Origin of the sequence: Paramagnetospirillum kuznetsovii, from assembly GCF_003284725.1 — a bacterium.
Lineage (GTDB): Bacteria > Pseudomonadota > Alphaproteobacteria > Rhodospirillales > Magnetospirillaceae > Phaeospirillum > Phaeospirillum kuznetsovii.
Genome location: NZ_PGTO01000002.1, coordinates 203,572 through 228,722 on the forward strand (window position 1 = coordinate 203,572; position 25,151 = coordinate 228,722).

Sequence of the window (25,151 nt, forward strand, 5' to 3'; positions counted from 1 at the left end):
CGCTGCTGAGGTAAAGAATTCAAGCCTTCACCACCGGCAGGTCATCCCAACTGGTCGTGTAGCTCGGCGTCCTGTTGCCGCATCGCATTTGCCAGGGTGCATCCTTCGGTGCCAGCCCGAACCCGACAGCCCCCTTGCCCATCTTGCTGTTGATGCCGTCCAAAGCGGCCATCAACGCTTTTGGCCGTGCCCCTGATTCGGGTGGTGGTGAAAACAGGTCGCGGGGAATGTCCTCGGGTCGGACCAAATCCAGCATGATCACGCCTGCCTTCTTGTACTCGTAGCCGTCACGCCACGCTGATTTCAGCCCCTTCAAGGCAGCACCAATGATGTGCGGCGTGGATGATGTCGGTGGCGAAAGACGGATCATGGAGTTCAGTGAAAACTGCGGCTGATCGGGCCGGAAGCGGTCGGTATAGGCGAACACCTGGACGGCACCGGCCACCAAACCTTCACCGCGAATTTTCTCCGCTGCCCGGCTGGCAAAGGTCATCACCGCATCATGCACTTGCTCAAACTCTGTGACGGATTCACCGAACGAACGCGAGCAGCAGGTCGTGTGCTTGTCTGATGGTGCCGTGTCCAGGGTGTGGACGGGGGTTCCTCGAAGTTCCATCACGGTGCGAAGGCCGACCGCCCCCATGGTCTTCTTGATCCATCCATCTGGCTGCAAGGTCAGGTCAAAGGCTGTGCGGATGCCGTTGACGCCGCAATGGGCTGCGTACTGGCGGCCAATGCCCCAGACATCACCGACCGGCGTTTGCTTCAAGGCCGGTACGACCCACTCGGGGTGACTGGCGAGATCAAGTACGCCGTTGGCCCTGACAGATTTCTTCGCCAGCCTGTTGGCAAGCTTCGCCAAGGTCTTGGTGGTGCCGATTCCCACAGAAACCGGTATGCCGGTCCAGCGTCGCACTGTGGCTCGTATCTGATGGGACCATGCCGTCATATCTGGAACTGGCAAACCATCCAGGTCGAGGAAACATTCGTCGATGCTGTAGACCTCAGCTCCCGGCGAGAAGGTCGCCAGTACCGACATGACCCGCTCGGACATATCGCCATACAGGGCGTAGTTCGAGGACAACATGACCAAGTCATGGCTATCGACCAAATGCCGCAATTTGAAGGCGGGTTCGCCCATACCGACACCAATGGCCTTGGCTTCGGCGGATCGGGCTACGGCACAGCCATCATTGTTGGACATGACGATGACCGGCTTGCCTTCAAGGGCGGGGTTGAACGCCCGCTCGCACGAGACGTAAAAATTGTTGCAGTCCACCAGGGCGTAGACCGCCATCGTCCACTACCGTTTAGCTAAAGCCGAGACGGCGAAGGTGACGACGCCCCATATCTGGACACCTTCTTCATCGTTCACCGGGAAGCTGGGGTAGTCGGGGTTGGCCGAAGCAAGCTCCCAACCATCCTCAACCTTCCGCAGGGTCTTCACCGTCAAACCGCCATCGAGCGTGGCTACAACAACGTCGCCGTCATGGGGCTGTACTGACCGATCCACCACCAGCAGGTCACCACTTTGGATTCCGGCATCCGTCATGCTGTCACCATCCGCCCGACAGAAGAATGTCGCCGCCGGTCGCTTCACCATCAACTCGTGGAGATCGAGCTTGCCCTCCAGGTGGTCATCGGCGGGTGACGGAAACCCAGCAGCCACCAGGGCGGAATAAATAGGTGCCGTGGACTCGGACGGAGTGAAGCCACGGGTGGATGCCAGACAGGTGCCGGGTGGTAATGGAGCGTTTGGGTTGGATGCGAACATGATGAGAACACTACACCGTGACTGCGTGATGGAGCAACGGTTCCAACGAAAAATTACGGCTCGTTCTCGGGCGGATCACTGACGATGATCTCTGGTTCTTCGCCCACGGAATCTTCATCAACGAAAGCGATCCGCATTCCCCACCCCGCATGGACGGTGAGCATCCGACCAAAATCACGTAGCGACAATTCTTGATCGTCGATATGGACAACGGCTTCACCATCTTCATCGGAATCAATGAAGCACCGCAGGACTCCACCGCGTGGCACCCATTGATCGCCGTCTTCGAAATATTTGATCTGGGGACGGCCCGGCGGAATTTCGGTAACGATGTTCTCGTGTTCGGCTCGAAGCTGGTCCTGGCTGGCGATGACATCGTTGAACAGGTCGAGGATTTCCTGATCGGACATGAGCCGGATTTCGGTGCCGATCTTCAACTGCATCACCGAAACGGTCGGGTCGGCGTTTTCGATGATGGCGAACTCGCCCTCGCGGATGATCTTAACCTCATCCATCGATGCCCGACGCGGTTTTTTCATTCGCATGGATTTCGTCCCTGACGGCGGTGGAATTGGCTGTTCTGTTATAGGGGCGAGGCGGCGGTTGGCACAACGAGCGGCATGGACAACAGTGAACTTTCTGATTTCCACGGCGGCGACAGCAATCCTCGAAGGTCTGGTGGTCAGGATGATGTCCGATTAAAGGACATGCCCCCACACAGACGCTGATCGCAATTTTGAAAATATAAGAATGTTATTTGAAACGCAAAATAACACAAAGAACGCGGCCCGTCGGCCACAGTTAAATCGCAATTATATTTTGAATGCAGATCGTCCATTGGCCGATGCAAATTTGTACGGTAGTGGTGTTTTCAACGCACGATGACAGTCGTGACTTGAAAGCAACCCGGCAAGGAGATCGAGATGCCGAATCCAACTACTGAAATCGCTTGGGCGACAGGAACATGCAACCCGTTCAAGGGTTGCTCCAAGGTGTCGCCCGAATGTGCCAACTGCTACATGACGGGCTGGGCATATCGCCATCAGTGCATGGGCAACGAAGGGTACGAAGGAACCGTCAAAGGCGAACGTGGCAAGCGAGTTCCGACCGGCAAAATCGGGATTGTCGAGAAGCAGATCGAAAGCCTCAAGACCATCAAGACCAAGCGGCTGTTCGTCAACTCGATGTCCGACACCTTCCACGAGAATGTCGATGCGGAAACCATTGCCCGCGTTTTCGACTCGATGAAGGCCAATGGCAACGGAACCAATTTCCTGATTTGCACCAAGCGTTCCGCTCGCATGGCGGAAATGTCCCAGACCCTGGATGTCCCCGACAACATCTGGATGGGAACCACCTGCGGCTGCCAATCGTCGCTTCATCGCCTTGATGATCTGCGGCGGACCAAGGCGAAGATTCGGTTCGTGTCAGTCGAGCCGTTGCTGGAACCCTTGGACATCACCCCATGGTTGGCTGACGGCACCTTGAAGTGGGTGATTGTCGGCGGCGAAAGCGGCAAGGGGTGGCGGAAAATGGAAAAGGAATGGGCGGAAGCCATCCTTCGCCAGTGCCAACAGTTCAACGTCCCCTTCTTCCTGAAGCAGTGGTCGGCATTCAAGCCCAAGTCTGATGCCGAATACCCGCCGACCATTGATGGTCAGGTGTGGCACCAGTATCCCCAGATCAAGGAGTGATCAACATGAGAAAGGTTATCGCCATCCATGCGTTCTACAAAAATAAAGTCCCAGGTGGGTTTGGCATCATGTGGAACTGTCCTACGGGGTTTGCCAAGGAGTTGCTCGAAGGAATCGAGGGGTATAAGGATTTTATCAAGCCAGACCCTGGAGAGACGCAAGATGAGTTTGCAGCCTTCTTGATACGCCAACTCGATTATTTTGGTGAAGCTAAGAAGTCGCGTTTGCTGGATAAGGCGGAGCAGGTTATCGCGGTTCAGAACACATATTGGCTTGAGCAGCATGGGTATCTGAAGGCAGACGAGTTTAATGGAATGCAGTTCCATTTTACCGAGGACAGAATTTCTGATGGGCAGCACAGGCTTGGGAGAGGGGTGGTTTCCGTTATGACCATCGGTGAAAAATTGGTCGATTGCGGAATTGAAGAACCAAAGGACTTTACTGATACATCTTCTCGGCAAGCACCCGGTGAGATGCATCGACCGTGAGCGGGTCTGGACAATCGTGAAATGCCCCATACCCTCAATGGCGACACGGCGACAGATGGTGACCTGATCCATTACGACCCTGGTGATCAGGTCACCATCGAGCGAAAGACGCAACGCTCGGTCACGAACAGGGCCGGTCGCCCGGCCCGGAGCCAGAGTGTCCATTTTTGACATGCTTCTTGTGTGCGTTTAAGAGTGCCTGCCATTGATCGTCCCCAGCCAGTGCTGCCTTCAACCTCGCTGGTGTGGGAATGGCGGACCAATAGGCCGCCAGGGCACTTCGCGATGCGAACCAGGATTGATCACGAGGGCCAGCAGGTTCGTGCCAGACGCCGAGACGGCCAAGTGGTAGCCATTCGGGGCTGACCTGGGCTCCTTTCTTGGTCATGCAGCCAAACGCTCCATCCCAAGGCCCCCAAATTCGAACATCACCATCATGGCGGCACTCAAAGAGATGGCCGTCAACGAACCGCCATCTGGCCGGAAAGCATTCTGATGTGGATGGGTTCCTCGTCATGGTGACCAGCATATTGGCCATAGGAGTCAAAAGCGGTCACCATCCGTTCTCAATGCGGTTGTCCCATTTGTCCATCCGAGAGAGAATGCGTGACCATTTCGGTCATGGGGGATTCGCCGTGCGGTACGAAAAGGCTGACAATCTCTTGCAGTTGGCATTGGAACTCCAGGCGGCACGAGGCGGTCTGTCGCTCTTGGACATCGAGCAAAAATTCGGCGTTGGTCGGCGTACTGCAATGCGAATGCGAGACGCCGCCATGAGAAACTTCCCCCAAATGGAGGAGGTCGATACGGGTGAGCGGACCAAACGATGGCGGCTACCAACAGGAACCTTGGATCGACTTGTTGCGTTTACCGCCGAAGAATTGGCGGCATTGGAAGCCGCCACTCGGTTGTTCGAGCGGGACAATCGAGAAGATGAGGCTGCCGAACTGGCAACCTTGGGGGCCAAGCTGCGGGCACTGCTCAAGCCGGAAGTAGCCCGAAGGGTGGAGCCGGACCTGGAAGCTTTATTGGAAGCTGAGGGATTGGCAATGCGGCCTGGGCCTCGTCCACGGATCGACATCTCTGTGGTCGAGGAACTGCGGCAGGCCATCATGGCGTGCAGCAAGGTCAAGATTAGGTACCGGAACCGCAAGACCAAGAAGGTCAATGAGAGGCTGGTCCACCCATACGGCTTCCTGCACGGTCATCGGAATTATCTGGTCGCGTGGCATGAAAATCCGAAGGCAAATACGGTCGCGTTGTTCGCCCTGCCCCAAATCAAAGGGCTGGAATTGACCAATGAACCGTTCGTCCGCGATCCCGGATTCTCGTTGGAGGAATATGCGGCCAGATCGTTCGGGCTTTTCCAGTCTGCACCGTTCAGGACTGTCTGGAAATTTGCACCGGACGCGGCGGATGACGCCGAGGAATTCATCTTCCATCCATCCCAGATCATGGACCGCCAGCCCGATGGATCATTGCTCGTCACATTGATGGCCGCGTCGGACCTGGAAATGGCATGGCACCTATATGCCTGGGGCGACAAGGTGGAGGTGGTGGAACCTGCGGAACTGGCAGAGATGGTTCATGAACAGCGTGTCGCGTGGTCCTCAACTCCATAGGTGACCAAAATAGTCACCCATGCCTGTCACGATACCCTGGTGATGAACAGCATGACCACCCAGCACCCGACAGACGATGCCATTCACCGGGCGGCAAATGAGCTAATTGACCGCCACGGCGTCCAGATTGCTATCGAACAGGCAACGCACCGAGCGGATGCGTTTGCACAGGCAGGCCGTTGGCCGGAACACGCAATGGCGATGAGGGTGCTGACGGTGGTCGAGCAAATCGGAGGGGAAACTCGATGAAGATTCTGACCCGGCTCGGACTATTTTCGGCCATCGCCTTGGCACCGGTTCTGATGGACGACATCCACGAGTATTTGATAGGCAGATATCAGATTTCAGTCCAGGTGGCGGATATGGATGTTCGGATGCCAGAGATGCGGCAGATTGCTACCATTCAGGTGAGATAATCAGGAGCATTAACTATGGCTGGTCGGAAAAAGCCAGAACTGTTCATTTCTCCGGACGAGTTGGCGGACGAAAATCGGTGGAATAATCCGCAATCACCTTGGAATACAGCGGCAATCAAGACCCGTCAAGTTGACCCATTTTGCTGTACGACCAGTTGGCAAATGTCGTTTCATGATGCATTTAGTCCAAATCGTCGTCTGCTGATTCGCGAAACATCAGATAGCGTTGTTGCCTTTGCGGAAAAGGCATATTTCAATAATTATACAATTCTTACGCCGATTGAATCGATGTGGTTCTTTGGAAATCCTCTGCTGGGGCCAAACTCGGTTGATTTATTTCAAGATACACTTGTTGACATTGAAAAATTCTATGGAAAGAAATTCCCCAATATCATGATCAGCGGTGTTGCTCCAAAAGGCGTTTTATACCGCGAACTGCGTAGCCGATTTGATGGAAAGTTTAATTTTAGGAAGCATTCATCAGAAGTACAATGCTCATCATCTTTAAATGGTGGCGTTGATGGCTTTGTCTCTCGAAGATCGGCAAATACCAGGAGAAATATTAAAAAATCTATAGGGCACGCATCGGCACTGAGCTTGGTGTTTGAGCGGCACGCTCCATCGTCAGTTGATGACGCAAGAAATATATATTTGAGAATGCTGAGCGTGGAAGACAGAAGCTGGAAGGGGCATGGTCGTTGTGGGATGACGGAGCCGCCAGCAGATCAATATTACTGGAAAATGATTAAACGACTGTCTTTTACGAAAAGTGCCAGGGTTATTTTGGCAGTTCACGAAGGCAAGGATATCGGGTTCATTTTTGGCGGAATGGCCGGAACGATTTATCGTGGGCAACAGTTTAGCTACGACGATTCTTGGAAATCCGCTTCAATTGGAACGATGCTGCAATATGAAAAGGTAAAGTGGTTGTGTGAAGAAGGTGCTACGCGGTACGACATGGGGCCGCTTATTGGGCATAAAATGGGCTACAAGGCAAGCTGGACTGAAAGAAAGCACAATTTAGAAGTCTGGATACTATCGAAACATTGACAAGTAATTTAGCGGAATTTGCTGCAATCATCTTGATCAAAGAGGCACTTGTGGACCCCTTCAAAACATACGAACCGAAGCCAAGACCGGTAGCCATGAAGATGACCCCTGGTGATGCGGAAACTATCGCTCTTCAAGTGGTCGCCTGGATCATTGGCGATGACACCATGCGTGATCGGTTTATCTCCATCACAGGATGCGGTGCCGACGATCTGCGAAATCGTATCGATCAACCAGCATTCCTTGGATCGGTGCTGGACTTCCTTCTGGCCGACGAATCATCCGTGCTGGCGTTTGCCGACCATGTTGGTCTGCCGCCGGAACTGCCGATGATGGCCCGCATGAAATTGACTTGATCAACAACAATGAACCTAAAGCAGACCTGATGAAATCAAATCACGTCAAAAGCATAAATGCGACTTCATGGCAGCCGCACGATATTCTGCGGGTCGAAACGCTCATGATGACGCCGGATTGGTTCATCGAGAGTGTCAAGGACGGGTGGGTGAGTTCTTCGATCCATGGAGATGTCGCTGCATCATTTCATATATACCCGGAGCTATCCCGTTTTTATCAAGATAACATTGCTGAGTTGATAAACATCGTTTGGGATAGCGGGCTTCGGCCCGCGTGCTTCAGGCCGTTCTGCTGCTGCGAATACAAGACGCCAGGATTTCCTGGATATGAGTCGAATGTATCGGAAATTTCAGCGAGTTCCCTGGTAGACATGGACACTTACACGTCTGGTCCGATTGAGATTGAGGTGTTTGAGGATTATTGGCAGCAGGACTACATCGATAACATTAGAGAGCTTGCCAAGCATTTAGGTGCTTCATTTGATGAGGTGTTTCTCGAAAACGGATACGAGCAGCGGCGTAAATGCGATACAACTGGCTGCCCTATATTGTTCAAGGGCGACAGATATAAGGTGGCCTTCAACAGTGAGGCTCGAAAGACCGAAGTAGAACTGATACCGGATGGAGTGACGTGGCCTTGAAAGGGCAAAAAAGGGGTCCGACTATCAGCACCGAATTGAGAATCTTTCGACAGCAGTGATCCGGGCAGCATGAATGTCCACATCTCGCTGATAGATTTCTTGGAGCAGGAAATCCTTTTCCGACTGAAGCTGATCCTCGGCCACGTCGATGAACCAAGCCCGTGGTCGGCCATCGCTTCCGTCCGACCACCGGTATCCCCGTGCCTTCAATACGTCCTTCAGGTCAAATGGCGAATTTTCTGCCCAGACCCGACACGTCGCTTCCCTGGCTTTTTCCAGCAGCTTCCCCATGGCAGGAACACCGGACTTCGGTAGTGGCCGAGCCAGGATTTCGATGGCGGCGTGGCAGTCGTCCGTCGCCCGGTGCCCATTGTGAAAAAGGCCGAAACCGCCCAGCAGGTATCCGAGCTTGGTACCTTCGAATCCTTCACCTGTCCAATCTACCTGGGACATTGAGCAGCCCCACGGTTTGGTCGAGAAACTTGGGCAAAACTGCTCTGCAAATTTCCGGTCGAAGGCGGCATTGTGGGCGATCACGATGGCGGCAGGAGCCGCGAATGCAGATACTTCATCGGGATCGATTGATTTCCCGGCGACCATTTCATCGGTGATGCCAGTCAGCTTGGTGATTTCCGGTGGAATGGGATTCTCGGGTTGTCGCAGACCTTGGAAAGCTGTGTGAACCTCAAAAATCCGACCATCCAAACCATAAACGAACGGGACCATTGCCAACTCAATGATCTCGTCTTTGGTCGGGTCCAAACCCGTGGTTTCCACGTCGATAAAAATGCCCAATCGGGTCTTGGAACCATCGTGCGGAGCAAGATTCTGGCGGGGGATCAATTTGCGAAGGACGCGATACTGGCCGGTGGCCTCCAACGCCACAGCCATCTTCTCGTGATCACCCATCTCCTGCATTCCACGCTCCTCTTCCTCAGGCGACACCCAGAATCCAGCCTTCAACTTCAGCTACAGTTCGCTGTGGTGGTGAAAGGTTGGGGTGGAAGAACCCAGGAAGGGTGCCATCTCGGTCTGCTCGTGACATCCATGCCGCGATACTGAAAGCGTCATGCTGATCAGGTGTGCGATCCTGCCTGGGGAATCCACGGCTCCAGAGGGCGGGATAGGCTTCAACAATGGCAGAACGTCCTGAAGGAATTTCCCATCCATCGAAGGGCCAGAAATGAATTCGTCGGCCAAGCTGGTGGCGAATGAACCGGAGCCAGGGAATTCCGGAATGAGTAGATTTTGCGACGGTTCCCTGCACATCGAAGTGGAATACCGATTTGGCTCCACCGGCCCGTTCCTCAGTCAGTCGCCGCCACCGAGTATTGCCGGTGCGATCCGCACCATTCCCCACGGCACCATGCCGAACGAAATCGACATAGACATGATCGCCGTCAGTGGGCCAATGAGCATGGAAATCATCAAGGAAGGTCGGCCAATCAGGAGGTAAACCATGCACTTCAAAATATCGAAGGGGGAAGGAGAAGCCGTGATCGATGCCAACCAAAGTCGACACCTCATCTGAGAGCAGGTCCACAAGCCAGTGGGCGATACCCTTTCGGGACCAATATTTTCGAGGGGTCGGATTCGGAATAGGCGACGGCGGTGGTGGCACCTCAATCGGATCAGCAGCCCCAGTTGTGACGTAGACCCGCAGTCCTTTGAGGTTCGCTGTTGGCGTTTCCGCCCCGGAGTAGTCGATGCCCACATAACGGCTGAACATGATAAGCACATTCCAACGGAAGGGTATGGTAGGGCAATGCCTTGTGCTGTGATCGTCAGGGCGTATCAATCCCCGCTGCTGGTTCCCATCTTCCCCAGGAAATCCCCAAAATCTTTGGCCTCACGGAAGTTCCGGTAGACCGATGCATAACGGAGGTAGGCGACCTGATCGAGTTCCATCAGCACGTCCATGACCAGTTCGCCGATGAGCTTGGACGGAACTTCATTTTCGCCAAGGCTCTCCAGGCGGCGGTAGACGCCATTGGCAATCCGTTCGATCTGGTCATCTTCGACAGGGCGTTTCCGCAGGGCGATCTGAAGCGACTTGATCACCTTGTCGCGGTCAAAGGTAGAACGGCTGCCGTCCTTCTTGACCACGACAAGATCACGGATTTGAACCCGCTCGAAGGTAGTGAACCGCGATCCACAACCTGGACAAGCTCGGCGGCGACGGATGGCCGCATTGTCGTCGGTCGGGCGTGAATCCTTCACCTGGGTATCGTCTTGACCGCAAAACGGGCATCGCATTGGTTCGCCTCCCACCACCGATGATCGGGACAATCATTCAGGAAATAGCAACTGCCAGCAAGGACGGAGGCATCGGCAGTCGAGAGGATCGGCATTAGAGTTTGCGACGAGTTAAGACAATCTGGCGGAGCTTGACGGTACAAGCACCTCGTGCAATTCATGAAGCCATACTTTTCGTAGGGGGGAGCAACATGAACAAGTCCGAATTGATCAATGCCGTCGCCGATGCGGCCAACATGACCAAGGCCGACGCGGGCAATGCCATTGATGCTGTTTTCGCAGCCATCACCGCCGCCATGAAGTCAGGTGATGATGTGCGTCTGGTCGGCTTCGGCTCATTTTCTGTTGCATCACGCCCTCATCGCACTGGCCGAAATCCACGTACTGGGGAAACCCTCGTCATTCCCGCAAGTAAGTCGCCGAAATTCACTGCCGGTAAGAGGCTGAAGGACACCATCAATGGCCGATGACATCAAGGCTCTGACCACCAAGATCGTGGTCGCCTACTTGGGTGGCAACGCCTTGGCTGCCACTGAAATCCCGAACCTGATCAAGTCCGTTTATTCGACCTTGGTTGGCACGGACGCCCCGGTCACAGCACCGGCTGAACAGCAGCAACCTGCCGTTTCGGTAAAGAAGTCTGTGACCCCCGGCCATATCGTCTGTCTGGAATGCGGCGACCACCAGAAGATGCTGAAGCGGCATCTCCTGACCGGCCACGGACTGACCGCCGACGAGTACCGGACCAAGTGGTCGTTACCCAGGGATTACCCCTTGGTTGCACCGGAATATGCTGCACGCCGATCCGAACTCGCCAAGGCAGCGGGGCTTGGCTTCACGCGGAAGAATCGTCGGCCCAAATCAGCCACCTGATGATCAGGGGAAGGGATCACCATGCCGCCACGTAAGAGTTCCAAGCCCACAGCCACCCCCAAGCCTGCCAAGGTCGCCAAGAAGGCTGGCCGGTCTACCAGAGGTCGCTTGGATGACGGCAGTGCCAACCCCATTGATGTCCATGTTGGTGCCCGCATCCGGCTTCGTCGAACCCTACTCGGGATGAGTCAGGAGAAACTGGGTGAGTGCCTGGGGCTGACCTTCCAGCAGGTCCAGAAATACGAACGGGGGGCCAATCGGGTGGGAGCATCCAGACTGTTCGATCTATCCCGTGTTCTGGATGTCCGTGTCGGCTATTTTTTCGAGGAAGTTTCGGCATCAGCCCGATCGGCATCTCCTGTTGAGGTGATCCGTGGCAACGTCACCAAGGCAGTCGATGTCCCCGACGATGATCCGATGACGAAACGGGAAACTCTCGAATTGGTCCGAGCCTATTTCAGCATCAGTGACCCCAAGGTCCGGGATCAGGTTCTCGCACTGGCAAAATCACTGGCAGCCCCCAAATAGTGGGAAATTAAGCGGTATGCGATGAGGAACCATGGACGAAGCTGACGTTGCGAATGACCGGGCAGAGCAATTCATTGCGGAAGCTTTGAAGGCCGCTCGATTGAAGAAAAATGAAGCACCTTCGACCGGCGTTTGCCGATCCTGCGAGGAATTAATTGAAGCTGAACGCCTTCGGATCAACCCTACCGCCCGCCTATGTGCCGAATGTGCAGCGGAAGATGAAGCTTCCAGGAAGCGTGCCCACCGCGTCGGCGGGTAGTGTTCGCCGATGACGGTCGAAGCTGCTCTGGGCATTTCCTAAAGCTTCAGGACTATCTCGTCTGCAATCGCCCTGATCGACCGGCCTTCCTTTTCGATCAGGCCAGCGGCGGCCAGGGCGTCCACATCTTCACAGACATTTTTATAATCTCGACCGAGTTGCCGGGCGAGTTCAGCAACTGATGTCGTGGGGTGCTCCCGAAGGAAGCGAACCATTTCCAATCGCTTCATCGCCATCAAGATGCCGGTGATGCATCTAATCGCCCATCATTGCAGATGCCAATCCCTCGGCAATGTCGTGATTCGCCTTGAGCTTGGTTTTCCGGGCAATCTTGTTGTAGTGGATTCTGGTGACCTCCGGGCTTGAGTGCCCAACTGCCTTCGAGACCGTCTCAAGGCTGATCTTCAGGTCATCAATTGCGAACGTAATCCACGAACGGCGAAGATCGTGGATGTTCACATGTGGCAAGCCAGCTTCCTTTCGGACATCACACCATACTTCGTCAACAGAGGTGATGTGCAATTCCGGTGCCGTGGAGCGAGCAAAAAGCCACTTTGAATTTTTCGGGATTCTGCCAAGGAGTTCCTGAACGGGTTCCGTGATCACGATTTGCTTGATCTTCGGTTTACGACGCCGTGAATTCCCCTTGTCGGTCACATGAATATATCCATCCTTTACGGCATCCCACTGCATTGACAGCACTTCCATTTTTCGGGCTGCTGTAAATATAATCATTTCGATTGCCATATACATTGATGGGTTGTTCTGAGGGTTTGCGTCGCGATGAGCAACAAGGGCTTTGTATAGCTCCCGATATTCGTTTTCATCGATCACAACATCTCTTGATCTCTTCTCGTTCATCTCCACCTTAAATGTTGGATTGCTGTTCATCGGCAGAATTTTTGGGATGCACCAGTTCCAGGCTGATCGAAGATAGCCAACGGCATTGTTGCCGTTCCCTTCTCCCGATGTCTCCGTCACATGATCGAGTAATTTCTGGCAGTCATCTTGGGTGACATCTTTCCATGGCTTAGTTCCCATAAATGGCCGCACATAATTTTTATACATTGCTCTGTAAGAACGCTGCGTGTTTGCTCCTTTTTTCTCAATGTGATTCGCCATATATAAGTCGAGTATATCATTTATGGTGATGCACTTTCTGTCATCCTGCTTGTCCTTGGCGGGATCACCGCCCAGAGTTACCTTCGCCAACACTTCTTTCGCTCTGGTTCGAGCTTGCTCAATGGTCAGCACTCGCACATCTGAAAGTGTCATGCGTCGATCTACGCCATACGAGTTGCGGTATTGAACGACATAGCACCTGTGCCCCTTGGGGGTGACCTTGACGCCAAACCCCGGCAGAGTTTCATCCCAGTAGATTCTGTCTGTGCATTGCGGCACGAGGGTGCGAAGGGCGGTTGTGGTCAAGCGGATTTTGGGCACGGTGCTTTCCTTCGTCGTGATAGGCTTTTTCTAAACCGGGTCGAAATGGCGGATTTCCGCCTTTCTTATTCGTATGTCGGCGGCCTTCTGGGGAAAGCAACCGGTAAGCAGCGAAGTACGGTCGTGTACGTTATGTTGATGTTGTGTTCTGTATGCATTCTCAGTTTAGCCCCCTGTTAGGGCATTGAAATCGCGAAAAAAACAATAAAATCAACGATGTGCGATTGGGGTTGACGAAATCATCCGCCAATGCCAATTGTCACCCTCCGTGGTGTCCTGGGTGCTGCTGGAACTGGAACTGGCAGGCCGTCTGGACCGCCACCCCGGCAATAGGGTTTCGCTGCTGGTCGGCTGAGCCCGGTTGTTTTTGCGAGTGTGATCGGAACCCCATGAAGGTCGTCGTCGTCGAGTCTCCGGCCAAGGCCAAGACCATCAATAAATATCTGGGCAGCGATTTTCATGTGCTGGCCTCGTTCGGCCATATCCGTGATCTGCCGCCCAAGGACGGCTCGGTGCGTCCCGACGAGGACTTCGCCATGGACTGGGAGACCGACCCCAAGTCCGAAAAGCACGTCAAGGAAATCGCCGCCGCCGTCAAGGGGGCCGAGAAGCTGTTCCTCGCCACCGATCCGGATCGCGAGGGCGAGGCCATCTCGTGGCACGTCAAGAAGGTGCTGGAGGACCGCAAGGCGCTGAAGGGCGTCGAGGTCAAGCGGGTGGTGTTCAACGAGATCACCAAGACCGCCGTGCTTGACGCCATGAAGAAGCCGCGCGACATCGACCAGGAACTGGTGGACGCCTATCTGGCGCGGCGCGCCCTGGACTATCTGGTGGGCTTCACCCTGTCGCCGGTGCTGTGGCGCAAGCTGCCGGGCTCGCGCTCGGCGGGCCGGGTTCAATCGGTGGCGCTGCGGTTGATCTGCCAGCGCGAATCCGAGATCGAAAGCTTCAAGTCCCAGGAATACTGGACCATCGCCGCCGATTTCCAGACTCCCAAGGGCGCCGTGCTGTCGGCGGCCTTAACCCATCTGGACGGCAAGAAGCTCGACAAGTTCGATCTGCCCACCGAGGCCGCCGCCCGCGCCGCCGAGAAGGCCGCCGCCGGTGCCAGCTACACGGTCGGCTCGGTGGAGCGCAAGCGGACCAAGCGCAATCCGTATCCGCCCTTCACCACCTCGACCCTGCAGCAGGAAGCCAGCCGCAAGCTGTATTTCGGGGCGCAGCGGACCATGCAACTGGCCCAGCGCCTGTATGAAGGCGTCGATATCGGCGGCGAGACGGTGGGTCTGATCACCTATATGCGAACCGATGGTGTCCAGATGGCCGCCGAGGCCATCGCCGGAGCCCGCGAGGTGATCGGCCAGGAATTCGGCCCGCGCTACGTGCCCGACGCGCCGCGCCTCTACAAGACCAAGGCCAAGAACGCCCAGGAGGCCCACGAGGCCATCCGCCCCACCGATCTGGCCCGCAAGCCCGAGGACGTGGCCAGGTATCTCGACAAGGATCAACTGCGCCTCTACGAACTGGTGTGGAAGCGCACCATCGCCAGCCAGATGGCCTCGGCCGAGCTGGATCAGGTGGCGGTCGACATTGCCAGCAATGACCACAAGATCACCTTCCGCGCCACCGGCTCGGTGGTGGTGTTCGACGGCTTCATGAAGGTCTACCAGGAAGACCGCGACGATTCCGACGAGGACGAGGCCGAAAAGCTGCTGCCCGACGTGGCGGAAAAAGACGCCATGGCCCGCAAGTCCATCAAGGCCGACCAGCATTTCACCCAGCCGCCGCCGCGCTTCTCGGAAGCCAGTCTGGTCAAGCGCATGGAAGAGCTGGGGATAGGACGTCCGTCGACCTATGCCTCGATCCTGACCGTGTTGCAGGATCGTAATTACGTGAAGCTGGATGCGCGGCGTTTCATCCCGGAAGACCGCGGCCGACTGGTCACCGCCTTCCTGGAAAGCTTCTTCGGCCGCTATGTGGAATACAATTTCACCGCCGAGCTGGAAAACCAGCTGGACGACATTTCCGGCGGTCGCATCCAGTGGAAGAGGGTGCTCGATCAGTTCTGGAAGGCGTTTTCCGGCTCGGTGGACGAGACGAAGGATCTCCGCGTCACCCAAGTGCTGGACGCATTGGACGAGTTGCTGGGGCCGCACTTCTTCCCCGACAACGGCTCGGGCCATGATCCGCGCAGTTGCCCCACCTGCACCGCCGGGCGGCTGTCCCTGAAGCTGGGCAAATTCGGCGCCTTCATCGGCTGCTCGGCCTATCCCGAATGCCGCTTCACCCGGCCGCTGACCACCGCCGAGAACGCCGGTGACGAGGATGTGCGCGAAGGCCCCAAGGAGCTGGGCACCGACCCGGTTTCCACCCTGCCGGTGACCCTGCGCAAGGGGCCTTACGGCTACTATGTCCAGTTGGGCGACGAGAGCACCCTGAAGGCGCCCGAACCCGCGCCCGAGCCCGCCCCCCCGGCCAAGGGCAAGAAAGCGGCCAAGCCCAAGGTGGCCAAGGCGCCCAAGCCCAAGCGGGTCTCGCTTTTTCGCGGCCTGGAACCGGCCGACGTCACCCTCAGCGTGGCTTGCCAGTTGCTGGCCCTGCCGCGCGAGGTGGGACCGCACCCCGAGACCAAGCTGATCATCAAGGCCGGCGTCGGCAAGTTCGGTCCCTATCTGATGTATGACGGCGGCTACAAGTCGCTGGCCAAGGGCGACGACGTGCTGACCATCGGCATGAACCGGGCGGTGGAACTGCTGGCCCAGGCCAAGGGCCGCTCGGTCGCCGCGCCGCTCAAGACCCTGGGCGAGGTGGACGGCAAGCCGGTCACCCTGCATGAAGGCAAATACGGACCCTACGTGTCGCGCGACGGCGTCCACGCCACCCTGCCCAAGGGCGCGGTGCTGGACGCGGTGACGCTGGACGCCGCCATGGAGCTGATCAAGGCCCGCGCCGCCACCAAGGGAACCGGCAAGAAGGCGCCTGCCAAGAAGCCTGCCGCCAAGAAGCCTGCCGCCAAGAAGCCCGCCGCCAAGAAGGCGCCTGCAAAGAAAGCCCCGGCCAAGCCCAAGGCCAAGAAGGCGGCGGAATAGAACCAAGGCGGCCGGGACGGCCGCGCTCCGGACCCGGGGCTACTCCTCGGAGCGCGGGCTTCCAGCCCGCCCTGGTCCGGCAGGAAGCATGGGAACAAGGTGCATGAAACCCGCCAATTCCATCCTGTCGTCCTTCGGCACCACCATCTTCGAGACCATGTCGCGCCTCGCCCAGGCCCATGGCGCCGTCAATCTGGGCCAGGGCTTCCCGGAAGGGCTGGAACCGGCCGAGGTGGTCGCCAAGGCGGCGGAGGCGCTCACCAGCGGTCCCAACCAGTATCCCTCCATGATGGGCACCCCGGAGCTGCGCGCCGCCATCGGCGCCCACGACAAGCGGTTCTACGGCCTCGACCTCGACCCCATGGCCGAGGTGATGGTGACCTCGGGCGCCACCGAGGCGCTGGCGTCCTGCCTGTTCGGCCTGATCGAGCCGGGCGACGAGGTGGTACTGATCGAGCCGCTCTACGATTCCTACCTGCCCATCATCCTGCGCGCGGGCGGCATCCCGAAGCTGGTGCGGGTGGCGCCGCCCCATTGGGATTTGCCGCGCGACCAACTGGCGGCGGCGTTCTCGGACAAGACCAAGCTGATCGTCCTCAACAGCCCAACGAATCCGGCGGGCAAGGTTTGGGACGCCGATGAACTGGCCTTTTTGGCCGGGCTGCTGGAAAAACACGATTCCTATGCGGTGTGCGACGAGGTCTATGAGCATCTGGTCTATGACGACCGGCGCCATGTTCCGCTGATGAGCCTGCCCGGCATGCGCGAGCGCTGCCTGAAGATCGGCTCGGCGGGCAAGATCTTTTCGCTGACCGGGTGGAAGGTGGGCTGGGTGATCGCCGCCCCCGCCCTGTTGCAGCCGGTGGCCAAGGCGCATCAATACCTGACCTTCACCACGCCCCCCAACCTTCAGGCGGCGGTGGCCTTCGGGTTGGGGTTGCCGGATGCCTATTACCAGGGGCTGGTGACGCTGTTGCAGGCGCGCCGCGACTTGCTGGCGGCCGGTCTGGAGCGGGTGGGCTTCCAGGTGCTGAACACCGGCGGCAGCTATTTCATCTCGGCCGATTTCCGGCCGCTCGAATTCAGCGGATCGGATGAGGAATTCTGCCGCCTGATCACCGAGAAGGCGGGGGTCGCCGCCATTCCGGTCAGCGCCTTCTACCAGACCAAGGACGTCGATCATTTCGCCCGGTTCTGCTTCGCCAAGACCGATAGTGCCATTCTGGAGGCGATCTCCAGGCTGGAACGGTACTTCGGCTCTTGACGGCACCACCGGGTATTCGCTAAACATGCGCCCTCCGGTGGCGGGTGTAGCTCAGTTGGTTAGAGCGCCAGTTTGTGGTACTGGATGTCGTCGGTTCGATCCCGATCACTCGCCCCATCCCCCCCTTTCGGTCGCGCCATGACCTCTTTGCCTATCAGGCGCTGGGCTAAGATCGCGGCCTTCAATCTCGGGCTGCTGCTGGCGGTCGCCGTGGCGGCCGAACTGGTGTTCGGGGCATGGCTGTCGTCGGACCCGCTGGATCGGATCGCCCTGCCACGCGACACGCGCCTGACGGTGAGTGCCAAGGGCCTCTATCCCCATGGAGATACCTTCACCTATCGCCGCAATCATTGGGGTTTCCGGGGGGCGGAGCTGGATCCGGCCAAGGTTGATTTGGTCACCCTTGGCGGCAGCACCACCAACCAGATGTATCTGCCGGAAGACCAGACCTGGCAGGCGGTCTTGACAGACGCATTTCGCCAGGCGGGCCGTCCCATGGTGATCGCCAATGCAGGCATCGACGGCCAAAGCAGCGTCGGCCATCTGGTGGCCCTCGAGTCGTGGCTGGCCCATGTTCCCGGCCTCAAGCCGAAACTTGTCCTCGCCTATGTGGGGCTCAACGACGTGCATGTGGGCGGCAACGTGGTCGATCAGTTGAAGCATTCCAGCCGCTACAAATGGTTCACCCAGAACAGCGCCCTGTTCCGTCTATGGCAATCGGCCCTGGGGGCGTTGAATGCCCGCAAGGCGCGGCTGAACCACGAAAGCTTCGATTTCGCCTCGGCGGTTTGGACGACCCAGGCGGCCGAGCCGCCCGAAAGCGACCTAGCCCCCACCGACTATGCGCGCAGGCTGCGCTTGATGGCTGAAAAGATCAGGGCATTGGGAGCCGAGCCCATCTTCGTGACGCAGCCTCGGGGCGACTGGCGCTTCCGCGACGGCCGGGGCGAGGGGATCGTCACCCCGGCCGGGCCGAACGGCGTCGATCAACATCGCCGTCTGGCCGCTCACAACGCCGCCGCCATGGCGGTATGCGGCGAATTGCGGATGACCTGCCTCGACATGGGCAGCCAGTGGATCTTCGCCGAGGGAGACTTCTACGATGTCGCCCACAACACGCCCCAAGGCGCGGCCAAGATCGGGTCAATGATATTCGAGGGCTTGAAGGACCATCCCCTACTGGGTCGGTAGGCATTCCCAGAGATCGAAATAGCGGCTGCTCTCCACCTTCCTGGTATGGGCGAAGAAGGCGTCGCGCGCCTCTTGCGGGAAGACCTGCTGGTTGTAGTAGCCCTTGATGTTGAGCGGCTCGCCGTCCTTGGGCACCAGCCAGACCTGAGTGTGGCAGGACGCCAGCCTGCGGACCGCTTCCGCCGGGAACGGAACGCCCAGTTTGGTCAGTTCCATCATGATGCCGACGTCGAGAGTGTAGGGATTGCCGCGATAGACCGGCAGATTGCGCCACTGGTAGTAATGAAAGCTGAGTGGCGCCGTGGCATCGGTGGCCGCCACATAGCCCGAGGTCATCTGGACCCGCTTGTCCTTGTGGCGATCTAGGATGTCGGCGATATCGGCCGTGACATCTGCCGAGCGTCCCCATTCCAGCCGCTTGAAAAAGCGGCGTTCCGCCTGAAACGATCCCATGAGGGTGAGCAGCGCCATTGCCGTGATGGCGATGCGCTGGCGCCGGGTCTGCCCAAGGGCGGCCACGCGGCGCAACAGATCGGCGGCCATGGGCAGGAACGGCATGAAGTAGTGGCTGCCGCCGCCCAGCTTGGTGGCGGGGAATACCGTCAGCAGCACGCACAGGCCATAGGCGCCCAGATAGACGGTCTCTCGCACCGGCAGACGGCGACTGGCACCCAGTGCCACGAACAGGAACGGAAAGTAATACAGGGCGATTTCCCAGAACCACCCGACCAGCCAGTTGTTTTCCTTGCCCGCCATCGGCCCGAACCACGCCAGATAATTGGTCAGGGGAAAGGCCGGCATGACAAAGAACAGTCCGGCGACGGCGGCGGCGACAATAGCCATGACAGGAAGCCGCCGCCAGTTGCCCGACAGGTGATAGAGGCCGATGGGGGCGAGATAGATGAAGCCGTGAATCTTGATGTCCACCGCGATACCGGCCGCCATGGCCATGATCACGGTCGATCGCCACCCCCAGGTATCGGCCTTGGCGGCGGCGAAAACCGCGACGGCCACCACCAGGGTCAGCAGCGCATCCGGCCGAATTACCACTGGGAAGGCGACATTGACGGTGTAGATGGCGGTCAGGAAGGCGACGATCCAGCCCAGCATGGAACCGGTGCCGCGAGTCAGGATGAATAGCGCTGGCGTCATCAGAACCGCCGCCACCATGGCGGCGATCTTGCTGGCGGAGACGGTTCCGCCGAACAGTGCCAGCGGCCACGCGTGCCACAGGAATGTGACGGGGCCGTAGACATTGGAGATCCGCTCGGGCGAGTCCATCGGGTAATAGACCTGGGCGCCTTCCATAAGCTTCCAGGCCATGGCCGAAATGGCCGATTCCCCGTGATCGATATAACCCTGATAGAGCATGTAGGCCACGGCGACGGCGACGATGTTGATCCAGGCCAACCCGGCCACTGTCCATCCCGCCCGTTCCCACACTTTGTCAGCCTGCATTCCGGATAGTCCCCTAGTGGCGTTGTGGAGCGACCGGCGCACCGGAGCAGGTGATGCCGATGGTAAAGATCATTTCGTCGTTGGCCATGCAGGTATCGTCGAAATGCCGTCCCGTGGTCAGGTCGCGGAAGCGATGGAACTGGTTTCCGCGAAAGACGGCGCAGGGATAGGCGGCCAGGACGGCATCCAATTCCACGGGGTGGTTCCAGCGCATCAGGCTTTGCTTCCACCATGTATGATCGAAGATGAACCAGCTGAATTCGTCGGCGGGAAACAGCTTTTCCAGCTTGGGCGAATAGCGGGCCAGGGCGTTCAGGTCGCCGCGCTGGAAGGCGAAGGACTTGGCCGAGGCCGCGTCGTAATAGACCTTGGCGCAGGCGCCGAAGCGCTCGGTGGGAAAGGCCAGGGTCTCACGGGTCCACTGGGCCAGTTCGGCGCGCTGACGCACCATGGCATTACCGCCCGCCAGGGCCAAAACCACGCCCAGCACCGCCCAGCATCCGGTCCACCACTTCTCGGGCAGGGATTCCCGGCTGAGCGACCAGAGCAGCGCCAATGCCGGACCGGTCAGCATCAAGGGCGGCACCATGTAGTGAGGAGCCGGTTGCTTGGCGATCATGATCTGAGTCAGCAGCGCAGCCGCCACCACGCCCAGCAGCAAACGGACGCGGCGGTCGCGCAAGGTCGCCCCCAGGCCGCCGCGCCGCGCCTGGTCCGCCATTGTCGCCAGGGACAGGATCAGCGCCCCGGTATAGAACCACTTGCCCGAAAACAGATGCCAGATGGCCCGGAAAAAGCGGCTGGGATCGATGACCGTCTGCGGTCCCGCCCCATAGGCGCCCGACCCCTGGGTGATGCGGCGCATCCAGTCCAGCCAGATGTCCAGCGATCCCAGCGCCGGGGCAAAGAACACCGCGATGGCGATGGTGGAGGCAAGGCCGTAGACGAGGACGCGGCGACGGTCGAACAGCAGCAGCGGCAGCACGCCCAGGCTGACGAAGTGAATCTTGCAGACGATGCCGAACCCCATGACCACGCCCGCCCAGACGGCGTGGCGATCCTTGGGCTGCTCCGCTCGCAAGGCGGCGAAGGCCACGGCGGTCAGCAGCGCCGCCGCCATCACCATGAAGGGTTCCGGCTTGGGATGAAGCGCCATCTTGACGATGATGCGGACCAGGAAGGGCGCCGATTGCGCCAGCAAGGCCGGGACCAATCCCCCCCATCGCCAGACCTCGCGTCCCATCAGCCACAAGGACAGGCCGACCAACAGATAGATGGCGTCGGTGACGACCATCAGATGGCCTTCCGGATCGCCCAGTACCAGATCGACCACTTGCTCGGTGGAGGCGAAGGGGTGCATGGCGCGAATGATGGCGCCGATCATGATTTGAATGGGCGTGCCCGGATGACTGACATCGGTGGGCGACAGGCCCTCGACGATGCGCAGTCCGTTCAGCAGGTAGTAATAGTCCGGATCCAGATTGAAGGATTGCCAGAACGGCAGGCTGGCGCTTCGCATGGCGAAAAGGGAAAGGACGAACAGCGCGGGCAATGCCCACAACAGCAACGACTCCGTCATCGTCGGCTTTGCTGCTGGCCTGATGCTTGTCACCGCCTGGATCCTCTTCCGCTAAGGGCAGCGCACGCTAGCACAGGGGCACCCACCTGTCAGCGGAGCTTCGTCGTTGGAACGTCGTCGTCGGGGAGGGTGAGAGAGGGCCGTGGCCGGGTGGCAGGCAAAAAAGTGGCGGGACGTGGCTTTCACCGCGCCCCGCCCAATCTCAGGGAGACAAAGCAGTAATGGGTATTGTGGTACCAAAATGCCGGAATTGAGTCAACAACAAACTTGGATGGACCGTCTCATGTTACCCGCCGCCTTATGTGATTCGCGAAGGCGGGCGAGACGCCCGCGCTCCAACATGTGACCCGCAGGGCGGGCGAGGCGCCGCGTGCGCCAACTGGCGCCCCATTCTCGGAGCGCGGCCGTCCCGGCCGCATTCCACGAGAGGCTTTTCATCGGCCGAGCGGTATCAAACTTGAAACGAGCGGGTGAATACGCCGGACGCGGACGCTTGGCGACCAAGCGTCCCTCCGCGACCTCCCCGATGGGAGGGCAGGCAGACACCAAGGAAAAATCGGCCTTCCGATCACGGAAGGCCGATTTCAATGTCCTTAAGCGATGAGTTCCACCGAGTCGGCCTGGGGCCCCTTGAGGCCCAGGGTGGTGGTGACGCGCACGCGCTGGCCGGATTCGAGGCTGCCGATGCCCGAACGCTCCAAGGCCTTCACGTGAACGAACACGTCCTTGCCACCCTCGTCGCAGGCGACGAAGCCGAAGCCCTTCTCGGCGGAGAAGAACTTGACCACGCCTTCGACGGTCTGGGTCGGGCCGCGCTCTTCGCGACGCGGCGCCTTGGCCACGGCGGTGGAGCTATCGACCTCATGGACCATCACCACCTGCGGGCCGCGCTGACCGGCCCCAAGATCGACCACGAGGGTGGTACCCTCGGCGACTTGGGCAAGACCGGCGCGTTCCAGCGCAGAAATATGCAGGAAGGCATCCGGCGATCCGTCGGCAGGGGCGACGAAACCGAAGCCCTTGGCGGCATTGAACCACTTCACAGTGGCTGTGACGTTAGCCTGACTGACCATTTGACGGTCGAAAGAGCTGGGTCCGGCTGACCGGGGGGGGCTGCTGCTGCGCGGCGGCTCGTATGCCGGCTCCCCGAAGTCGTCCCGCCGCCCGCGGTCTCGTGAGCGGCTGCCATGATTATCTCGGTTCCATGCCATGTGTCGTTCTCGTCGTAAGTAAACAAAGTCCCCCGCACCCACACGAGGGCATTCCGCCTCGGCCCAATGCACCCAGGTCGGTCTGAATGGATATCATTACCCGAGAAACCGTGTCCCCGCTAGAGGGTTACGAAGATTCCGCAGAGTCTTCGCGATTATTTTTCCAAATCGCCATGCTGCTACGCACAATAATAACGTGATGTAGCCATTGCGAAAGTCCGACCACGATGACCCCGGAGAACGCCACGTCGGATAGGAAATGCCCCCCCTGGGCAATCCGTACCCATCCCACGAAGGCCCCGAAAATCAAGGCCGCCAGTATCGCTGGCCGACGGTATCGGGGGGGCGCCAGCAAGGCGAAACTCACCATCCAAAAACCCAGGGCGGCGTGGCCCGACGGGAAGGAACAATTGTCGGGGCATTGTAACGACGGGATCAACGGCGTGACGTATTGGTTGGGACCACTGAATTCGGCGATGGTTGACGGTCGCGGGCGTCCCCAATAGTCCTTGAGTAGGGTATTGACGACCAGCCCCGGCCCCAGTGCCAACGATGCGACGATGAAGGCCCCCCCCCTGGCGCTCAACCCCAGCAGAGGCTTCTTCCGCCATGCCGCCGCCGCTCCCGTTACGGCGACCAGGGCGGCCAGGGCGAACAGGATGACGGGCAGCGTCTTGCGGACGAATTCGCCCACGGGGTGAGTCCGCAGAAGAAATGTCCGGTGGATGGGATCGAAAAACAGCGCCGATGCCGAAATATCGATCTGAGGAAACAGCAACAGCGGCACCAGGGTGGCCAGCGTCCATCGCCATGGATGGCGCTCCATGGACCTCAAAAGCCCCACGCTCAGCCGTCCTCGAGATGGAATAGGCCGCCCAATCCCACCAATCCGGCGAAGACCGCCGGTGTCCAGGCCGCCAGGGCCTGGGGCAGGGTCGAGGACAGGCCGAAGGCGTAGACCACCTTGGAGAAGAAATAGACGGTGAAGCCGGTGGCCACGCCGGCCGCCACCCGCGAGGTCAGGCCGCCCGAGCGGTTGTTGGGCTTGAGCGAGAACAGCGCCGCCAACAGGACCATGCCGCAATACAGAACCGGCGAGGCCAGCAGCGATTGCAGGTAGAGGCGATGCTTGTTGGCGGTGAAACCGGCGCGCTCGAAAAAGCGGATGAAGCCGGGCAACTGCCAGAAGGACAGGGTTTCCGGCGAGGCGAAATTGTCGTGGATGCGCTCCAAGGTCAACTGGGTTGGAATGCGGATGTTCTCGACGAAGGTCGATGGCTTGCCGCCTTCCATGATCCAGGCCCGCTTCACCTCGAACACGCCCTCGATCAGGGTGGAGGACTCGGCGCTGATGCGGCGGTAAAAGTGATCGGGCTTGTCGTAGATGAAGATCTGCGGATCCTTCAGGAACAACTGCAAACCATCCTGGCGCACGTCCTGGGAATGAACCACCATCTCGCCGTCGTCATGGGGCTCGCGCAGCCACAGCCCCACCTCGGACAGGTCGAAGGCGGTGGTCCGCGCATTGATCAATTCGTCCTGCAATCGCTCATAGCGCCCATACATGGCGGCGGCCATGGGATTGAAGGCGGTGATCTCGAGGGTGCCGAACGCGGCGGCCACCCCCAGCAAGGGCGCGATGAACTGCCAGGCGGAAATACCGGCCGAGCGGGCGACCACCAGTTCATGGGTGCGGGTCAGCCGCCAGAAACAGATCATGGCGCCGATCATCACCGCGAATGGCAGCACCGTGTGCAGCATCTGCGGCAGCTTCAAGAAGGCCATCACCAGAACCAGTCCCATGCCGATTTCGGGTCGCCCGGCGCTGCGGCGGATCAGTTCGATCAGGTCGAACAGCAAGATGATGCCCAGGATCACCAGCAGGACCGTGCCGAACGCCACCGCGAATTGCCGCGCGATATAGGCGCTGAGAATGGGAGAAAGTCGCATGCTGTCCGG

General features: G+C 58.6%; 28 protein-coding genes, 1 tRNA gene and 1 pseudogene. 17 read left to right on the plus strand and 13 right to left on the minus strand.

The window, feature by feature from the left end; translation table 11 throughout:
- Positions 1–19: 19 nt before the first annotated feature.
- The 3 genes from CU669_RS03580 to CU669_RS03590 are packed head-to-tail and all read right to left on the minus strand — an operon-like array spanning position 20 to position 2,319.
- Positions 20–1,297: a Y-family DNA polymerase gene (locus CU669_RS03580; protein WP_112142443.1), complete on the minus strand. Its 1,278-nt coding sequence runs from the start codon at positions 1,295–1,297 to the stop codon at positions 20–22.
- Positions 1,298–1,303: 6 nt separating this feature from the next.
- Positions 1,304–1,774, minus strand: coding sequence for a LexA family protein (locus tag CU669_RS03585; RefSeq protein ID WP_112142444.1), 471 nt, complete (start codon positions 1,772–1,774; stop codon positions 1,304–1,306).
- Positions 1,775–1,827: 53 nt separating this feature from the next.
- The gene (locus tag CU669_RS03590) at positions 1,828–2,319 is read right to left on the minus strand and encodes a DUF7713 domain-containing protein (protein WP_146747661.1); all 492 of its coding nucleotides are present in this window, start codon (positions 2,317–2,319) and stop codon (positions 1,828–1,830) included.
- Between the two features lie 378 nt (positions 2,320–2,697).
- Here CU669_RS03590 and CU669_RS03595 point away from each other — a divergent pair, with 378 nt between their 5' ends.
- From CU669_RS03595 to CU669_RS03625, 8 genes are all read left to right on the plus strand, one after another.
- The gene (locus CU669_RS03595) at positions 2,698–3,468 is read left to right on the plus strand and encodes a DUF5131 family protein (protein WP_040477107.1); all 771 of its coding nucleotides are present in this window, start codon (positions 2,698–2,700) and stop codon (positions 3,466–3,468) included.
- Positions 3,469–3,473: 5 nt separating this feature from the next.
- Positions 3,474–3,956 (plus strand): hypothetical protein, encoded by a 483-nt coding sequence (locus CU669_RS03600; RefSeq protein ID WP_146747662.1) that lies wholly within the window; start codon positions 3,474–3,476, stop codon positions 3,954–3,956.
- A 602-nt stretch (positions 3,957–4,558) separates the two neighbouring features.
- Positions 4,559–5,578 carry a helix-turn-helix transcriptional regulator gene (locus CU669_RS03605; RefSeq protein ID WP_239988518.1) on the plus strand — a complete coding sequence of 340 codons (1,020 nt, stop codon included), beginning with the start codon at positions 4,559–4,561 and terminating at the stop codon, positions 5,576–5,578.
- A gap of 42 nt (positions 5,579–5,620) precedes the next feature.
- Positions 5,621–5,827 carry a hypothetical protein gene (locus CU669_RS03610; protein ID WP_146747663.1) on the plus strand — a complete coding sequence of 69 codons (207 nt, stop codon included), beginning with the start codon at positions 5,621–5,623 and terminating at the stop codon, positions 5,825–5,827.
- Positions 5,824–5,994 carry a hypothetical protein gene (locus CU669_RS21295; protein WP_161539571.1) on the plus strand — a complete coding sequence of 57 codons (171 nt, stop codon included), beginning with the start codon at positions 5,824–5,826 and terminating at the stop codon, positions 5,992–5,994. The genes CU669_RS03610 and CU669_RS21295 overlap by 4 nt, the downstream gene beginning before the upstream one ends.
- A 15-nt stretch (positions 5,995–6,009) precedes the next feature.
- A complete protein-coding gene (locus CU669_RS03615; RefSeq protein ID WP_112142447.1) occupies positions 6,010–7,044 on the plus strand; it encodes a GNAT family N-acetyltransferase in 1,035 nt (344 codons plus the stop codon).
- Positions 7,045–7,139: 95 nt separating this feature from the next.
- Positions 7,140–7,400, plus strand: coding sequence for a DUF3572 domain-containing protein (locus CU669_RS03620; RefSeq protein WP_239988519.1), 261 nt, complete (start codon positions 7,140–7,142; stop codon positions 7,398–7,400).
- The gene (locus tag CU669_RS03625; protein ID WP_146747664.1) at positions 7,397–8,041 is read left to right on the plus strand and encodes a hypothetical protein; all 645 of its coding nucleotides are present in this window, start codon (positions 7,397–7,399) and stop codon (positions 8,039–8,041) included. Before CU669_RS03620 ends, CU669_RS03625 begins: the two co-directional genes overlap by 4 nt.
- A gap of 24 nt (positions 8,042–8,065) precedes the next feature.
- On the opposite strand, the gene CU669_RS03630 is transcribed toward CU669_RS03625, so the two are convergent.
- The 3 genes from CU669_RS03630 to nrdR form a co-directional block, all read right to left on the minus strand.
- Positions 8,066–8,986, minus strand: coding sequence for a 3'-5' exonuclease (locus tag CU669_RS03630; protein ID WP_112142449.1), 921 nt, complete (start codon positions 8,984–8,986; stop codon positions 8,066–8,068).
- Positions 8,976–9,770, minus strand: a complete 795-nt coding sequence (locus CU669_RS03635; RefSeq protein WP_112142450.1) for a hypothetical protein — start codon at positions 9,768–9,770, stop codon at positions 8,976–8,978. The genes CU669_RS03630 and CU669_RS03635 overlap by 11 nt, the downstream gene beginning before the upstream one ends.
- A gap of 65 nt (positions 9,771–9,835) precedes the next feature.
- Positions 9,836–10,297, minus strand: a complete 462-nt coding sequence (gene nrdR, locus CU669_RS03640) for a transcriptional regulator NrdR (RefSeq protein ID WP_112142451.1) — start codon at positions 10,295–10,297, stop codon at positions 9,836–9,838.
- 191 nt (positions 10,298–10,488) lie between these two features.
- Between nrdR and CU669_RS03645 the strand changes: the two genes are divergently transcribed.
- The 4 genes from CU669_RS03645 to CU669_RS03660 are packed head-to-tail and all read left to right on the plus strand — an operon-like array spanning position 10,489 to position 11,957.
- Positions 10,489–10,767: an HU family DNA-binding protein gene (locus CU669_RS03645; protein ID WP_112142452.1), complete on the plus strand. Its 279-nt coding sequence runs from the start codon at positions 10,489–10,491 to the stop codon at positions 10,765–10,767.
- Positions 10,757–11,170, plus strand: a complete 414-nt coding sequence (locus tag CU669_RS03650) for a MucR family transcriptional regulator (protein ID WP_112142453.1) — start codon at positions 10,757–10,759, stop codon at positions 11,168–11,170. The genes CU669_RS03645 and CU669_RS03650 overlap by 11 nt, the downstream gene beginning before the upstream one ends.
- Before the next feature lie 21 nt (positions 11,171–11,191).
- On the plus strand, positions 11,192–11,698 hold the full coding sequence (locus CU669_RS03655; RefSeq protein ID WP_239988521.1) for a helix-turn-helix domain-containing protein: 507 nt from the start codon (positions 11,192–11,194) through the stop codon (positions 11,696–11,698).
- Positions 11,699–11,729: 31 nt separating this feature from the next.
- Positions 11,730–11,957 (plus strand): TraR/DksA family transcriptional regulator, encoded by a 228-nt coding sequence (locus CU669_RS03660; protein WP_112142454.1) that lies wholly within the window; start codon positions 11,730–11,732, stop codon positions 11,955–11,957.
- A 38-nt stretch (positions 11,958–11,995) separates the two neighbouring features.
- Here the strand turns inward: CU669_RS03660 and CU669_RS03665 are convergent, their stop codons facing one another.
- Both CU669_RS03665 and CU669_RS03670 read right to left on the minus strand, forming a co-directional pair.
- Complete coding sequence (locus tag CU669_RS03665) at positions 11,996–12,193, minus strand: HVO_A0114 family putative DNA-binding protein (protein WP_112142455.1); 198 nt, start codon at positions 12,191–12,193, stop codon at positions 11,996–11,998.
- 19 nt (positions 12,194–12,212) lie between these two features.
- Complete coding sequence (locus tag CU669_RS03670) at positions 12,213–13,400, minus strand: integrase family protein (protein ID WP_112142456.1); 1,188 nt, start codon at positions 13,398–13,400, stop codon at positions 12,213–12,215.
- Between the two features lie 223 nt (positions 13,401–13,623).
- Between CU669_RS03670 and CU669_RS03675 the strand changes: the two are divergent.
- From CU669_RS03675 to CU669_RS03695, 5 genes and pseudogenes are all read left to right on the plus strand, one after another.
- A pseudogene (locus tag CU669_RS03675) lies at positions 13,624–13,755 on the plus strand (DprA-like winged helix domain-containing protein); the annotation flags it as partial.
- A 34-nt stretch (positions 13,756–13,789) separates the two neighbouring features.
- Entirely contained in the window at positions 13,790–16,489 is a 2,700-nt protein-coding gene (gene topA / locus CU669_RS03680; RefSeq protein ID WP_112142457.1) for a type I DNA topoisomerase, read from the plus strand.
- Positions 16,490–16,592: 103 nt separating this feature from the next.
- Positions 16,593–17,753, plus strand: coding sequence for an aminotransferase (locus tag CU669_RS03685; protein WP_112142458.1), 1,161 nt, complete (start codon positions 16,593–16,595; stop codon positions 17,751–17,753).
- Between the two features lie 40 nt (positions 17,754–17,793).
- A tRNA-His gene (locus tag CU669_RS03690) sits at positions 17,794–17,870 on the plus strand.
- Between the two features lie 21 nt (positions 17,871–17,891).
- On the plus strand, positions 17,892–18,944 hold the full coding sequence (locus tag CU669_RS03695) for an SGNH/GDSL hydrolase family protein (RefSeq protein WP_161539572.1): 1,053 nt from the start codon (positions 17,892–17,894) through the stop codon (positions 18,942–18,944).
- Here the strand turns inward: CU669_RS03695 and CU669_RS03700 are convergent.
- The 5 genes from CU669_RS03700 to lptG all read right to left on the minus strand — a co-directional run bounded on the left by CU669_RS03700 (position 18,930) and on the right by lptG (position 25,142).
- On the minus strand, positions 18,930–20,402 hold the full coding sequence (locus CU669_RS03700) for a hypothetical protein (RefSeq protein WP_112142460.1): 1,473 nt from the start codon (positions 20,400–20,402) through the stop codon (positions 18,930–18,932). The genes CU669_RS03695 and CU669_RS03700 overlap by 15 nt on opposite strands.
- 13 nt (positions 20,403–20,415) lie before the next feature.
- Positions 20,416–21,981, minus strand: coding sequence for a glycosyltransferase family 39 protein (locus CU669_RS03705; protein WP_112142461.1), 1,566 nt, complete (start codon positions 21,979–21,981; stop codon positions 20,416–20,418).
- A 593-nt stretch (positions 21,982–22,574) separates the two neighbouring features.
- Positions 22,575–23,192, minus strand: a complete 618-nt coding sequence (locus CU669_RS21970) for a cold-shock protein (protein WP_112142462.1) — start codon at positions 23,190–23,192, stop codon at positions 22,575–22,577.
- 127 nt (positions 23,193–23,319) lie between these two features.
- On the minus strand, positions 23,320–24,018 hold the full coding sequence (locus CU669_RS03715) for a phosphatase PAP2 family protein (protein ID WP_112142690.1): 699 nt from the start codon (positions 24,016–24,018) through the stop codon (positions 23,320–23,322).
- A 20-nt stretch (positions 24,019–24,038) separates the two neighbouring features.
- Positions 24,039–25,142, minus strand: a complete 1,104-nt coding sequence (lptG, locus tag CU669_RS03720) for an LPS export ABC transporter permease LptG (protein ID WP_112142463.1) — start codon at positions 25,140–25,142, stop codon at positions 24,039–24,041.
- Positions 25,143–25,151 lie beyond the last annotated feature (9 nt).

Coding starts and splice junctions, on each gene's coding strand:
- CU669_RS03580 (WP_112142443.1), bottom strand. CDS start 1,297: ATGGCGGTCTACGCCCTGGTGGACTGCAACAATTTTTACGTCTCGTGC.
- CU669_RS03585 (WP_112142444.1), bottom strand. CDS start 1,774: ATGTTCGCATCCAACCCAAACGCTCCATTACCACCCGGCACCTGTCTG.
- CU669_RS03590 (WP_146747661.1), bottom strand. CDS start 2,319: ATGCGAATGAAAAAACCGCGTCGGGCATCGATGGATGAGGTTAAGATC.
- CU669_RS03595 (WP_040477107.1), top strand. CDS start 2,698: ATGCCGAATCCAACTACTGAAATCGCTTGGGCGACAGGAACATGCAAC.
- CU669_RS03600 (WP_146747662.1), top strand. CDS start 3,474: ATGAGAAAGGTTATCGCCATCCATGCGTTCTACAAAAATAAAGTCCCA.
- CU669_RS03605 (WP_239988518.1), top strand. CDS start 4,559: ATGCGTGACCATTTCGGTCATGGGGGATTCGCCGTGCGGTACGAAAAG.
- CU669_RS03610 (WP_146747663.1), top strand. CDS start 5,621: ATGAACAGCATGACCACCCAGCACCCGACAGACGATGCCATTCACCGG.
- CU669_RS21295 (WP_161539571.1), top strand. CDS start 5,824: ATGAAGATTCTGACCCGGCTCGGACTATTTTCGGCCATCGCCTTGGCA.
- CU669_RS03615 (WP_112142447.1), top strand. CDS start 6,010: ATGGCTGGTCGGAAAAAGCCAGAACTGTTCATTTCTCCGGACGAGTTG.
- CU669_RS03620 (WP_239988519.1), top strand. CDS start 7,140: ATGAAGATGACCCCTGGTGATGCGGAAACTATCGCTCTTCAAGTGGTC.
- CU669_RS03635 (WP_112142450.1), bottom strand. CDS start 9,770: ATGTTCAGCCGTTATGTGGGCATCGACTACTCCGGGGCGGAAACGCCA.
- nrdR (WP_112142451.1), bottom strand. CDS start 10,297: ATGCGATGCCCGTTTTGCGGTCAAGACGATACCCAGGTGAAGGATTCA.
- CU669_RS03645 (WP_112142452.1), top strand. CDS start 10,489: ATGAACAAGTCCGAATTGATCAATGCCGTCGCCGATGCGGCCAACATG.
- CU669_RS03650 (WP_112142453.1), top strand. CDS start 10,757: ATGGCCGATGACATCAAGGCTCTGACCACCAAGATCGTGGTCGCCTAC.
- CU669_RS03655 (WP_239988521.1), top strand. CDS start 11,192: ATGCCGCCACGTAAGAGTTCCAAGCCCACAGCCACCCCCAAGCCTGCC.
- CU669_RS03660 (WP_112142454.1), top strand. CDS start 11,730: ATGGACGAAGCTGACGTTGCGAATGACCGGGCAGAGCAATTCATTGCG.
- CU669_RS03665 (WP_112142455.1), bottom strand. CDS start 12,193: ATGGCGATGAAGCGATTGGAAATGGTTCGCTTCCTTCGGGAGCACCCC.
- topA (WP_112142457.1), top strand. CDS start 13,790: ATGAAGGTCGTCGTCGTCGAGTCTCCGGCCAAGGCCAAGACCATCAAT.
- CU669_RS03685 (WP_112142458.1), top strand. CDS start 16,593: ATGAAACCCGCCAATTCCATCCTGTCGTCCTTCGGCACCACCATCTTC.
- CU669_RS03695 (WP_161539572.1), top strand. CDS start 17,892: ATGACCTCTTTGCCTATCAGGCGCTGGGCTAAGATCGCGGCCTTCAAT.
- CU669_RS03700 (WP_112142460.1), bottom strand. CDS start 20,402: ATGCAGGCTGACAAAGTGTGGGAACGGGCGGGATGGACAGTGGCCGGG.
- CU669_RS03705 (WP_112142461.1), bottom strand. CDS start 21,981: ATGACGGAGTCGTTGCTGTTGTGGGCATTGCCCGCGCTGTTCGTCCTT.
- CU669_RS21970 (WP_112142462.1), bottom strand. CDS start 23,192: ATGGCATGGAACCGAGATAATCATGGCAGCCGCTCACGAGACCGCGGG.
- CU669_RS03715 (WP_112142690.1), bottom strand. CDS start 24,018: ATGGAGCGCCATCCATGGCGATGGACGCTGGCCACCCTGGTGCCGCTG.
- lptG (WP_112142463.1), bottom strand. CDS start 25,142: ATGCGACTTTCTCCCATTCTCAGCGCCTATATCGCGCGGCAATTCGCG.